The organism is Amycolatopsis sp. NPDC041971 (assembly GCF_055588925.1).
On record NZ_JBVJCE010000023.1, the window covers coordinates 106693 to 117615 of the forward strand.

General features: G+C 70.2%; 9 protein-coding genes. 7 read left to right on the plus strand and 2 right to left on the minus strand.

The features are described from left to right. Positions 1-196: 196 nt before the first annotated feature. Entirely contained in the window at positions 197-388 is a 192-nt protein-coding gene (gene rpmB, locus ACZ6DT_RS35120; RefSeq protein ID WP_007031450.1) for a 50S ribosomal protein L28, read from the minus strand. A 133-nt stretch (positions 389-521) separates the two neighbouring features. Here rpmB and ACZ6DT_RS35125 point away from each other — a divergent pair, with 133 nt between their 5' ends. The 5 genes from ACZ6DT_RS35125 (at position 522) to ACZ6DT_RS35145 (ending at position 7335) form a co-directional block, all read left to right on the plus strand. Continuing rightward, positions 522-2108, plus strand: coding sequence for a DAK2 domain-containing protein (locus ACZ6DT_RS35125; RefSeq protein WP_465603337.1), 1587 nt, complete (start codon positions 522-524; stop codon positions 2106-2108). 4 nt (positions 2109-2112) lie between these two features. Continuing rightward, positions 2113-4266, plus strand: coding sequence for an ATP-dependent DNA helicase RecG (gene recG / locus ACZ6DT_RS35130; protein WP_465603339.1), 2154 nt, complete (start codon positions 2113-2115; stop codon positions 4264-4266). An 83-nt stretch (positions 4267-4349) separates the two neighbouring features. After that, entirely contained in the window at positions 4350-4739 is a 390-nt protein-coding gene (locus ACZ6DT_RS35135; RefSeq protein WP_465603340.1) for a hypothetical protein, read from the plus strand. Beyond that, entirely contained in the window at positions 4736-6829 is a 2094-nt protein-coding gene (locus ACZ6DT_RS35140) for a caspase, EACC1-associated type (protein ID WP_465603341.1), read from the plus strand. Before ACZ6DT_RS35135 ends, ACZ6DT_RS35140 begins: the two co-directional genes overlap by 4 nt. A 2-nt stretch (positions 6830-6831) precedes the next feature. Next, positions 6832-7335, plus strand: a complete 504-nt coding sequence (locus tag ACZ6DT_RS35145; protein WP_465603343.1) for a GNAT family N-acetyltransferase — start codon at positions 6832-6834, stop codon at positions 7333-7335. A gap of 777 nt (positions 7336-8112) precedes the next feature. On the opposite strand, the gene ACZ6DT_RS35150 is transcribed toward ACZ6DT_RS35145, so the two are convergent. Further along, positions 8113-8721: a TetR/AcrR family transcriptional regulator gene (locus tag ACZ6DT_RS35150; protein ID WP_465603345.1), complete on the minus strand. Its 609-nt coding sequence runs from the start codon at positions 8719-8721 to the stop codon at positions 8113-8115. A gap of 31 nt (positions 8722-8752) precedes the next feature. On the opposite strand from ACZ6DT_RS35150, the gene ACZ6DT_RS35155 reads away from it, so the two are divergent. Both ACZ6DT_RS35155 and ACZ6DT_RS35160 read left to right on the plus strand, forming a co-directional pair. Then, positions 8753-9913: an erythromycin esterase family protein gene (locus ACZ6DT_RS35155; protein ID WP_465603346.1), complete on the plus strand. Its 1161-nt coding sequence runs from the start codon at positions 8753-8755 to the stop codon at positions 9911-9913. A 69-nt stretch (positions 9914-9982) separates the two neighbouring features. Further along, positions 9983-10882, plus strand: coding sequence for a S8 family peptidase (locus ACZ6DT_RS35160; RefSeq protein WP_465603443.1), 900 nt, complete (start codon positions 9983-9985; stop codon positions 10880-10882). The last annotated feature ends 41 nt before the right edge of the window (positions 10883-10923 follow it).

The window sequence follows — 10923 nt, forward strand, 5'->3', positions numbered from 1 at the left end:
TCCTCGCCTCGCGCCCCCCTACCTCCTCTCCCCCTCCCTCCCTTCCCCCCCCCCCCCCCCCCCCCCCACCCACCCCACCCCCCCCCCCCCCCCCCCCCCCGGCGGGCCCACCGGACCCGTGAGAGTCCCAGCGCACCCGGTCCATAAAAAATGGCGGGTGCTCCGAAGAGCACCCGCCATTCCCCAAAAACCCGGCTCAGCCGCGAACGACCTTGCCCGCCTTGATGCACGAGGTGCAGGCGTTCAGGCGCTTGCGCTGGGACAGACCGATCTTGGCGTGAACGGTCTGGATGTTCGGGTTCCACCGGCGGTTGGTACGCCGGTGGGAGTGCGAGACCGACTTGCCAAAGCCCGGTCCCTTGCCACAGACGTCGCACACGGCAGCCACGTCGAACTCCTCTGGATCTGGGACAAAGAATGATGCGCCCAGCATGCTGGGCAACTCGACCATAGTAACCAGTGGCTCAGAGCCCTCCGGCACCGGGTCGATACCCTCGCTGGAACAGCTAGGAGGTTACGGGGTGCGGGTGCTGGACGTGGCGGCGGTGTCGGCCTGGTCGGCGGCCTGTGTGCACAGCCTGTCGGTGCTGCGGCCGGCGATCGACGACATCAACGTCTACCCGGTCGCCGACTCCGACACCGGCTCCAACCTGCTGTTCACCATGACCGCGGCCCGTGACGCGCTGGCGGAGGCCGAGCCGGCGACGACCGCCGAGGCGCTGGCGGTGTTCGCCAAGGGCGCGGTCGCGGCGGCCAAGGGCAACTCGGGGGTGATCATGTCGCAGGTCGTACGCGGGATCGCCGAGTCGGCGGCGGTCAGGGACATCGACGGGCACGGTCTCGCGGAGGCGCTCGGGTGCGCGGACAGGGCCGCGACGGGGGCGGTGAGCCGTCCGGTCGCCGGGACCATCCTGACCGTGCTCCACACCGTCGCCGCGTCCGTCCGTGACGCGACAGGGTCACTCGAAGAGGTGGCCGCCGCGGCGGCGAGCGTCGCCGCCGAAGCCCTCGAAGAGACCCCGAAACAGCTGCCCGTCCTGGCGGTGGCAGGTGTGGTCGACGCGGGCGCCCGCGGCCTGGTCGCGGTCCTCGACGCCCTTTCCGGAGTGATCTCGGGCAGCCTCGTCGAGCCGGAGCATCCGCTCGAGGCACATCATCACCCTCACCCGGTCGACGCGCAGACGGCCTGGGAGGTCATGTACCTGCTCGACGACGTCGACGAAGGCAGTCTCCCCGGGCTCCGCAGGACCCTCAGCGGCCTCGGCGACAGCGTGACGGTCGCCGGGGACGGCGCCGGCGCGTACGCCGTCCACGTGCACTGCGCGGACATCGGCGCGGCGCTGGAGGCCGGGATCGAGCTCGGCCGTCCCCGCAGGGTCCGGGTCGAGCCGCTGATCACGCCCACTCCGGTCGAGGTCGGCGGTGGTATCGACCGTTCGGTGGTCGCCGTGGTCCACGGCGGGCCGCTGGCCGAACTGCTGCGGGCCGAGGGGGTCGCGGTGCTGTCCGTGCCGCCGGGTGTCGCGCCGACGGTCGAGGAGATGCTGGGCCTGATCAACGAGGCCGCCGGACGTCACGTCACCGTCCTCCCCGGTGGTCAGGAGCTGACCGCGGCGGCCGACGCGGCGGCGGGTCACGCGATGGCCGCGGATCGCGACGTCGTGGTCATCCCGTGCGTGTCACCCGTCCAGGTGCTCGCCGCGCTGGCCGTCCACGACAAGGATCGCCGCACCAACGACGACGTGGTCGCGATGGCCGAAGCGGCCGCCGCCACGAGGCGTGGCGAACTGCGGATCGCGCAGGAGGAGTCGCTAACCTGGGTGGGCCGGGCGCAGGCCGGTGACGTCGTCGGCCTCGTCGACGGCGAGGTCGTGTTGATCGAGCCCGCGCCCGCCTCGGAGGCGAGCCTGGTCGTGGCGGCGGTCGGCGTGCTGAACCGGATGCTGGCCCTCGGCGGCGAACTGGTCACCGTGCTGACCGGGGCGGACGTGCCGGTCCGGTTGCCCGGTGAGCTGGCCGATCAGCTGCGCCTGGAACATCCCGAGGTCGAGTTGACGAGTTACGCCGGCGGCCAGTCCGACGCCGTGCTGCTGATGGGGGTGGAGTGACCGGATGACGAACCTGCGCGCGGACCTCAAGCTGGTCGTGGGCGCGGCGACGGCGAAGGCACTCGCCAAGGGCCTCAAGATCGAGACGGTCAGCGACCTCCTGCGCCACTATCCCCGCCGCTACGCCGAACGCGGCCAGCTCACCGACATCGCCGGGCTCGAACTCGGCGAGCACGCGACCGTGATGGCACGCATCGAGCGGGTCAACAAGCGCCGGATGAAGGCACGCAGCGGCACGCTGCTCGAGATGGTGATCACCGACGGCAAACGTCGCCTTCAGTGCACCTTCTTCAACCAGGCCTGGCGCGAAAAGGAACTCGTGCCCGGCAAGAACGGGCTGTTCGCGGGCAAGGTCACGGCCTTCCGCGACGTCCTGCAACTGGCGAACCCCGAGTACGAACTGTTCGACGCCGACCGTCAGGCCGAGGCGATGGACGACTTCCTCGCCGAGATCATCCCGGTGTACCCGGCGGCGCAGGGGATTCCGACCTGGGTGATCGCCAAGGCCGTCCGGCAGGTGCTGGACGTGCTGGAGGTCGACGAAGACCCGATGCCGATCGAGCTGCTGGCCCGGTACGGCCTGCCCAGCCTGGAAAGCGCGCTGCGTGGCATCCACCGTCCGTCGAGCTGGCAGGCGCTGAACTCCGCGCGGGACAGGCTCAAATGGGACGAAGCCATGGCCGTACAGCTGATTTTCGCGCAGCGGCGGCATTCCCTGGTGTCGCGGCCCGCGAAAGCCTGCCCGCACGCCGAGGGCGGCATCCTCGACGCCTTCGACAAACGGCTCCCGTTCGCGCTGACCTCAGGGCAGCAGGAGATCGGCGAGGAGATCGCCGGGGATCTGTCCACCGAGCATCCGATGAACCGGCTGCTGCAGGGCGAGGTCGGTTCCGGCAAGACCGTCGTCGCGCTGCGCGCCATGCTCCAGGTCGTCGATTCCGGGCGGCAGGCGGCGATGCTCGCGCCGACGGAGGTCCTCGCCGCGCAGCACGCCCGGTCGCTGCGCGAGATGCTCGGCGACCTCGGGCAGGCGGGTGAGCTCGGTGCCGCGGAGAACGCGACGCGCGTGACCTTGCTGACCGGTTCGATGGGTGCCAAGGAACGCAAGAAGGCGTTGCTGGAGACGGTCAGCGGCGAGGCCGGGATCATCGTCGGCACGCACGCGCTCATCCAGGACACGGTTTCCTTCGCGGATCTCGGCCTGGCCGTGGTCGACGAACAGCACCGGTTCGGGGTGGAGCAGCGGGACGCGCTGCGCTCCCGCGGCTCCGACGAGACCAGCCCGCACGTGCTCGTCATGACGGCGACGCCCATCCCGCGCACGGTCGCGATGACCGTGTACGGCGATCTGGAGATCTCCGCGCTGCGCGAGATGCCGGTCGGCAGGTCGCCGATCAAGACGTCGGTCGTACCGGTCGCGGAGCGGCCCGCCTGGCTGGACAGGGCGTGGCAGCGAGTCCGCGAGGAATGCGGCAAGGGCCATCAGGCCTACATCGTCTGCCCGCGCATCGGCGACGAACCGGCGTCGGACAAGGGTGACAAACGGCCCGCGCTCGCCGTTCTCGACGTGGCGCCCGAGCTGGCCGAGGGCCAGTTGAAAGGCCTGAAGATCGGTGTCCTGCACGGCCGGATGCCCAGTGACGACAAGGACGCCGTGATGCAGGCGTTCTCCAGGGGCGACCTGGACGTCCTCGTCGCCACCACCGTGATCGAGGTCGGCGTGAACGTGCCGAACGCGACCGCGATGGTGATCATGGACGCCGACCGGTTCGGCATCAGCCAGCTGCACCAGCTGCGCGGCCGGGTCGGCCGGGGCAGCGTGCCGGGGCTTTGCCTGCTGGTCACCGAGACCCTGGACGGGACGACGACCCGCGAGCGGCTGGCCGCCGTCGAGTCCACGACGGACGGTTTCGAACTGTCCAGAATGGACTTGGAGCTGCGCCGCGAGGGCGACATCCTCGGCGCCGCGCAATCGGGGAAGAAGTCGACCCTGAAATTGCTGTCGCTATTGCGCGACGAGGACGTCATCGCCGAGGCGAGGGTCCGCGCGTTGGAAATCGTCGAGAAGGACCCGGCACTGGGGAATTACTTGGGGCTGGCGCACATGATCGCCGACGTCGTCGACGAAGATCGCGTGGAGTATCTGGAAAAAAGCTGACGCGGACATCTCTGCCCGATTGGACCTTGCCGTCGCGCGGGCAGAGGGGTTTCCTCGTTCCGTACGGGCGAGGGAGGCCGGGGATGACGTCAGCGGTTCGTGTCCAGCTCGGTGAGGACGGGGCCGACGCCGAGCGCGTCGACCAGCTCACCGGGTACCTCCGAAGCGCGCTCATCGATCGCGGGGTCGCCGAGGTCGCCGAGGTCAAGGCGCTGCCCGCCGGTCCGGCACCCCCCGGCTCGCGCGCGTTCGACGTCGCGACGGTGGGCGGACTGCTGGTCACGCTGGGGCAGTCCGCCGAGGGCCTGCGCTCGGTCGTCGCGGCCGTGCGGGAATGGCTTTCGCGCGGCGGCCGGGTGAAACGCACCGTCCGGCTGGAGATCGACGGCGACGTGCTGGAGTTGTCCGAAGCGAGCCTCACGGATCAGGACAAGCTCGTCGACCTCTTCGTAAGCAGGCATTCGGCGTCATGACCGGCGAGCGGCGTGCCTTGATCATCGCCAACGGGGAGTACGACAACCCCGGGTTGAGCGCGCTGCGGTCCCCGGCGGCCGACGCCGAAGCGCTCGCCGAGGTCCTCGCCGATCGCACCATCAGCGAGTTCGACGTCCAGGTGGTGCGCGACGAGACCGCGCACGTGATCGCGAGCCGGGTCGAGGATCTGTTCGCCGACAGCGCGCCGGACGACGTCCTGCTGGTGCATTTCTCGTGTCACGGCTTGAAAAGCGAGTCGGGCGAGCTGTTCTTCGCCGCCCGCAACACCCGCCCGGAGCGGCTGGCGTCGAGTGCCGTTCCCGCCGATTTCGTCCAGCGCTGTATGCGGATGAGCCGATCGCGGAGCATCGTCCTCCTCCTGGACTGCTGCTACGGCGGCGCTTTCAGCCAGGGGGTCGCGGTGCGCGCCTCCGGTGAGGCCAATGTGCTCGACGCGTTCCCCGGCGGTGGTTTCGGCGGCCGTGGCCGTGCGGTGATCACCGCGTCGAACTCCATCGAGTACGCCTTCGAGGGCGATCACCTCGCCGACGACCACGTCCGGCCGTCGGTGTTCACCTCGGCGCTGGTCGACGGACTCCGGACAGGGGACGCGGATCGCGACGAAGACGGCTGGATCGCGCTCAGCGAACTCTACGACTACCTGTTCGACAGCGTCCGCGAACGGAACCCGAACCAGACGCCCAGCCGCGACATCGAGATGCAGGGCGAGCTGTACCTCGCCAGGAGCAGACGCCGCCGGATCAAATCGTCGCCGGTCCCGGCCGACCTGCGCGCGGCGAGCGAGGATCCGAACATGTTCACCCGCCTAGGCGCGGTGACGGAACTCCAGCGACGGCTGAGGAGCGAGAACCTCTCCGTCGCCATCGGCGCGCACGAAGTCCTCACCACGATGGCGCAGACCGACATCCAGCACATCGCCGAGGCCGCCGACCTGGCGCGGCGGGCAGCACGCGTGCGAACCGACCCCGACGTGGTGCGGTTCGGTGAGGTCGTCCGCGGAGCGACGCCGGTGGCGCGGATCCGGCTGGAAGGGCCGCCGATCGCGCGGGCCTGCCGGTTCGCGTCGTCGCATTCCTGGTTGGGGGTGACCGAGACCGGCGACGGGGCCGAGATCTCCCTGGACCTGGCGGAACCCGGGGCGTTCGACGGGTGGATCACCGTGACCGGGCCGACCGGCGAGGTGGTGGTGCGGGTCGAGGGGCAGCTCGTCCAGGAACCCGAGCCCGTGCCGGATCCCAAGCCGGTACCGGAACCGCGGCCGGTGCACACGCCCGCGCCGACTCCGGAGCCCTCAAGGAATCCCGAGCCGCCCGTGCTCCCGAAGCCCGAACCGGCCGTGCCCGCGCGACCGAAGCGCGACCCGTTCGCCGTCGCCGCCGGTCTGTTCGCCTTCGCGGCCGCGGTGTACCTGGTGGTCATCGGCGTCCAGTTCGGCAGCAGCGTGGAAGACTTCTTCGAAGACGGCGGCTGGACCGTCTTGCCGCTCGTCGTCTTCGCGATCGGGGCGGGGATCGCGATGTTCCCGCCGAAGACACGCCGGATGACGGGGCCGGGAACGCTGTGCGGGCTGGCGCTGCTCTCGGCGACGCCGTCCGGCCCGGTCGTCCTCGTCCTCGCCGACGGCTGCCTGATCGCCGCGGCCGTCTGCGCGCTGGTGTCGGTGCGGCGTGACCGGAGTTTCCGGCTCGGCCTGGGGAAACCGCGAGGCGCCCTTACTGTGGCGGCTTTCGTTTCCGGGACCGGCGGCGCACTCGGTCTCGTGGTGGAGGCGATCGAACTCGTCGGCTACTCGTCGAGCCGGGCCGACGAGGGCGCGGTCTACTTCGTCGTCTCGCTGACACTCTTCGTCGGGACGCTGCTCGGGGTCTCCCTGCGGCCGGCGGCGTTCGGGGTCGCTTTCCTCGGCGGTGTGGCGGGAGGCGGCATCGTCATGGTGTGCGTGCTTTTCTACGCGATGCCGAGCAGTTCGAGCGTGACCGGCGCGGGCTGGGGGATCGCGCTGTCGATGGTGCTCGCGCTCGCCATCGTGACCGGTCTCGCCGCCCGCAAAGTGACGGCGAAAGACTGACGATGGCCACGGTCCGGCCCGCGACCGTCGATGACGCCTGGCCCATCGCCGAGGTGAACGTCCGGTCGTGGCAGGCGGCGTATGAGGGTCTGCTGCCCGAGCTGTACCTGCGCGATCTTTCGGTCGAAGGCCGGGCGGCCCGCTGGCAGCGGACCCTCGCCGATCCCGCCAACCAGGGCGATGTCCTGGTCCTCGTCGAAAACGGCTCGCTCCTCGGCTTCACCGCCGTCGACCGGATCCGCGGGGAACTGCGCGCGATCTACCTCGAACCCGACCGCTGGGGCACGGGATTGGGCAGGCAGCTGCTCGACACCGCCGTCGCCGCGTTGCGGGATTCAGGGCACCGCGAGGCGACGCTCTGGGTGCTCGACACCAACGAACGCGCTCAGCGCTTCTACTCGGCAGCGGGATGGCTGCCGGACGGGGCGACGAAGACCGACACCATGCCCGGCGAGGACATCCCGCTTTCCGAAGTGCGCTACCGGATCGACCTCGTCAACGGGTGAACTGGGTCAAGCGGGTCGTGGGGGGGGGGGGGGGGGGGGGGGGGGGGGGGGGGGGGGGGGAGAAGGAGGCGGAAGGGCGGGGGGGGGGGGGGTGTCGTGGACGCGCCAGGGACACGCCGTGAACCCGCCATGGCAGGTGGGGGGGGGGGGGGGGTTGGGGTCGCTCCCCCCCCCCCCCCCCCCCCCCCCCCCCCCCCCCCCGAGACCCGGCCCATGCGGTACCGGCACGCTCGCCCCTTCCCGAAGTACCCCGTTGTGACTGGCGGTGCCGCTGAGATTTGTTCCCGTTCCGTGAAGGGACCCTTGAGGGACCCAGAGTCCCTCAAGGGTCCCTTCACGGAACGACGATCGCAGACGCCTCCAGCCCTGACCCGAATCGCCACTCACGACTATCCCCACATCTGCGTGACCGGACCGATCACGCAGAACCGGGGGATTTCGGGTCATTCACACAGTCCCGCATCGAGAGGACTAAATGCGGAATCACTGCGGAGTTCCCGCCCATCGCCTCGACCCACTACAGCGATCCGGCCCGCCCCCAGGAACCCGCCAACCACACCGACGACGGACCCTCGGCATCCCCATCCCGACCGCGACGAAGAACACCGCTGCGAAGGAGCCGAGAACGATCAGGACAGCGTGGACCGCGGTCCTGTCCTCGTGGGGTTCGGCTTGCCGTTGCCCGCGGTTCATCGGCCTCGGCAGCTGGTCCTTGGGCATACCCGGCATACGCCCGCCGGCCACGGCGGGTTGCCCACCCGGCCGCGAACTCCGCAACTAATCGCGTGAACGCACAAAAGCACCTTCACGCGCCGCGACGGCCACCGCCCGAGCCGTGACCCGCGCTTCCGTCACCGTGACACTTTCCCGCGACAGGAACAGCCGGTAGAACATCGGCCCGCAAACCGCCCGCACCAGCTCGTCGCCGTCCGTGCCGGCGGGGATCTCGCCCCGCGCGACGGCCCGCTCCGCGATCGGCGCCATGCGCACGTGCCGGTCCGCGTAGAAGTCGTGCAATGCCTCGGCCGCTTGCGGCGACTGGAACGCCGCCAGTACCGACGCCGTGGGCAGTTCCTTCAACGAGGGTTCGGTGAAGTACCGCACGACCTCCGCCGCCACCTCGTACAGATCGTCCTCGAGCGATCCGGTGTCAGGCGCCTTCCAGTCGTCTTCGGCGCCCATGTGGAGTGCGGCGGCGACGAGGCCGTCCGGTGAGGACCAGCGCCGGTACACCGTGGTCTTGTGCACGCCGGACCGTTCGGCGACCGCGTCCACGGTCAGTTCGCCGAAACCATGTTCGGCCAGCAGGTCGAGCGTGGCGTGCAGGACGGCCTGACGGGTGCGTTCCGTGCGGCCGCCGGGCCGTTGGGTACCGGAGGTTGCCAATTGCTACTCCTGTTGCGTTAGTGTGGCCAGTATGTCAGACCCAGCGAAGATCGCCGAACTCATCGGCGACGCGAAGATCGTCGCCATCGGTGAGAACAACCATCATCTCCACGAGTTCGGAGACCTGCGCAATCGTTTGCTCCGCCATCTCATCGAGCACCACGGCTTCCGTGTCGTCGGGTTCGAGTCCGGTTTCGCCGAGGGAAAGCTCGTCGATGACTGGCTGAAAGGCGCCCCGGGCGACGTCGCCGACATCGGCCGCGACGGCTTCACCTTCTCGCTCGGGGAGTCGCCCGAGGCGCACGAAATGCTGACGTGGCTCCGCGAACGGGGTGACGTCCGGTACTTCGGCCTCGACGTGCCGAGTTCGGCGGGGTCGCCCGTGCCGTCGCTCGACGCGGTCCGCACGTACCTGTCCACTGTGGACGTGGCCGCGGTGAGCCTGGTCGACGCGGCGATCGAGGCGACCAAGGGGTACGCGTCGGCCAGCAGTGCGGAGGCGCCCGCCAAGTACGCCGCGCTCGACGACGCCGCCAAGGACAAGGCGACCGCGGCGCTCACCCGGCTCAAGACGCACCTCACCTCGTTGCGCCCCGTCTACGGGAACACCACTGTCGCGGAGCACCACGTCGAAGGCGCGTTGCGCGTCGACGCCTACCTCGCCGAGGTCGCCGCGATGATGTCCGGCGACGCCCCGGCCCTGCAGAGTGGTTCGCGCGACGCGTACATGGCCGAAACCGTCCGGCTGATCCGGCGACTGCACGGCGACGACACGAAGATCGTCGTGATGCTCCACAACGGACACCTCCAGCGCGTGCCGTTCTCGCCGTTCCCCGGGCTCACTTCACCCTCGGCCGGCACGCATCTGGCGGCCGAGTTCGGTGACGACTACTTCGCGTTGGGGCTCACCGCGGTCGAGGGCGAGACCACCGGCCTCAGGCCGGATCCGGCCGCGCGGCTCGGGTTCACCGTGTACCGCCAGGAACTGGACGCACCGGCGGAAGGCAGCGTCGAGGCCGAAGGCCCCGGACTGGTGGATCTCCGCGCGCGACGCGGAACCGCGGGACCGCGGAGCATCCGGCACGCGCATCTGTTCAACCCCGTCGACGTCGTCGACGCCTTCGACGCGCTGGTCTGCCTCCCGAAGTCGACAGTCAGCGGCCACATCGGGCAAGACCAATCGAACGGGTGACACTCCTGGGTTGCCGCCCCCGGGGTACAGGCGTAAAGCCAAGGCATGATCATTCGACTGGTACGGGTCATGGCCGCGCTCGCGCTTTCGGCCTTCGTGGCGCAGCCCGCCGCCGCGGCGGAAGTCCAGCAGAACCCGCCGAACTGGGGAGTGGACCGGATCGACCAGCGAACGGGCCTCGACCAGCTCTACCACTACGAGACCGACGCCAAGGACGTCACGGTCTACGTGATCGACAGCGGGGTCGACGCGGCCCATCCGGACTTCGACGGCCGGGTGAAGCCCGGTAAGGACTTCCTCGACGGCGGCACGGACACCGCCGACACCAACGGTCACGGCACGTATCTGGCCGGTGTCGCCGCGTCGAGGACCTTCGGCGTCGCGAAGGCCGCGCAGATCGTCCCGGTCCGGGTGCTCGACGCGGAGGGCGGCGGCGCGACGGACAAGATCATCGCCGGTATCGACTGGGTGACGCAGAACGCACAGCAGCCCGCCGTGGCCGTCCTCGGCATCGGCGGCGCCGCCAACGACCGGCTCGACGCCGCCGTCCGCGCGCTCGCGGCGGTCGTCCCGATCGCCCTTCCCGCGGGCGGCGAGGCCACCGACGCGGGGAAGTTCTCCCCCGGCAGGGTCACCGAAGCGCTCACCGTCGGCTCGACCGACACGAGTGACCGAGTCGGGTCGACGTCGAACTACGGCGAGGTCGTCGACCTGTTCGCACCAGGGGTGGACGTGCCGGGACCCAACGCCGGGGGGAGCGGAGGCAAGGTGCTCAGCGGGACGTCGTCGGCCGCCGCGCACGTCGCCGGCGTGGCCGCGCTGTACCGGTCCCTGCATCCCGCGGCCTCCGTGCCGGACGTCACGAAGGCGCTCGTGGACCTCGCCGCGGTCGACGTGCTGACCGGTGTCCACGAGGGCACCGCGAACCGGGTGCTGCAGAGTCCGCGCGCGCAACTCAGGCGGGGATGACGTCCATCACCTGGACGACAACTCCCGTCCTGCGGGACCGA

What these genes read in the sequence shown, in the direction of transcription:
- recG (WP_465603339.1), top strand. Translation starts at nt 2,113, where the DNA reads ATGACGAACCTGCGCGCGGACCTCAAGCTGGTCGTGGGCGCGGCGACG.
- ACZ6DT_RS35135 (WP_465603340.1), top strand. Translation starts at nt 4,350, where the DNA reads ATGACGTCAGCGGTTCGTGTCCAGCTCGGTGAGGACGGGGCCGACGCC.
- ACZ6DT_RS35140 (WP_465603341.1), top strand. Translation starts at nt 4,736, where the DNA reads ATGACCGGCGAGCGGCGTGCCTTGATCATCGCCAACGGGGAGTACGAC.
- ACZ6DT_RS35145 (WP_465603343.1), top strand. Translation starts at nt 6,832, where the DNA reads ATGGCCACGGTCCGGCCCGCGACCGTCGATGACGCCTGGCCCATCGCC.
- ACZ6DT_RS35155 (WP_465603346.1), top strand. Translation starts at nt 8,753, where the DNA reads ATGTCAGACCCAGCGAAGATCGCCGAACTCATCGGCGACGCGAAGATC.
- ACZ6DT_RS35160 (WP_465603443.1), top strand. Translation starts at nt 9,983, where the DNA reads ATGGCCGCGCTCGCGCTTTCGGCCTTCGTGGCGCAGCCCGCCGCCGCG.